This is a genomic window from Variovorax sp. KK3 (genome assembly GCF_001984055.1).
Classification (GTDB): domain Bacteria; phylum Pseudomonadota; class Gammaproteobacteria; order Burkholderiales; family Burkholderiaceae_C; genus Variovorax.
This window is the reverse complement of sequence record NZ_LYVO01000187.1, coordinates 1-915: the sequence shown is the minus strand read 5'-3', so window position 1 is coordinate 915 and position 915 is coordinate 1. Positions and strand designations below refer to the sequence as shown.

The 915-nt window shown below is 65.5% G+C and carries 1 protein-coding gene; it reads right to left on the bottom strand.

Going from position 1 to position 915, the window contains the following annotated elements:
- The coding region (locus B0W80_RS35830; RefSeq protein ID WP_179107109.1) for a hypothetical protein at positions 1 to 915 on the bottom strand (915 nt) is incomplete at both ends.

Here is a 915-nt window from a genome sequence, read left to right as displayed (position 1 = left end):
CGCGGCTGCCGTCGTCGCGGCGGATCTCGATCGAATCGATGCGGCCCTGGGCGTCGTAGGTGGTGGTGCGCGTTCCGTAGTCGACGTCGTCGAGCGAACTGTCCACCTCGACAACGTCGGCAAGGCGCCCGGCCGAATAGTGGCGGGTGACTTGATCGCCGGCGCTGCCATCGGCGTTGTACGACTCGATCGTGTGCGTCTGCGTCGTCGCATGGCTGCCATTGGGCTGCACGACTTCTCGGGTCTGGGAGTAGGCGCCTTCGTAGCCATCGTAGGTGGTGGTGACGCGCTCGCCGTTGTTGTAGGTCGCAATCGCGGTATACGAACCGTCGGGGCCGACCTCTTCATGAAAGCTCACCATCTGTGCGGGATCGGTGAAGGCAAAGCCCAGGATGCCGCGCACCGCGGACTGGCTGATGGCCGGTGGCGTCATGGCCGCGGTGTACTCGACGATGTAGTTGGACGGGATCGACCCTTGGGCGTGCTCCGCGACATAGTTCGCCAGCGCCACGCCCGAGTGCCCCATCGCCCTGCCGCTCATCTCCGCGTCCATTAGGTTGGCGTAGATGGTGCCTTCCTGGGTGCGCATGACGTACTCGGTGGACGTCATCTGGCCCGAGTCGCGCAGCGAGCGCAGCGCCTGAAGGTCGGCGTACCAACCTGCGACTTCAGCGCGCATCATGAGTTCGACCGAAGTCGCAGCGCGCTCCGCGCCCATCAGGTCGGAGCGGTATTCAGATGGACTCGTGCCGCGCAAGCGGTACGCCTCGTCGTACCAGCCTTGGCTGGCGTTGTGCTGGACCTCGTGGATCGTCAAGCCCAGACGGGTTGAGGCACCAGCGGCAGTGGCCCAGGCTGCCACCTCGGAGACGACGGAGTTGCCGCCGACGGTGGTGCGTTGGTCGACGAACCAGT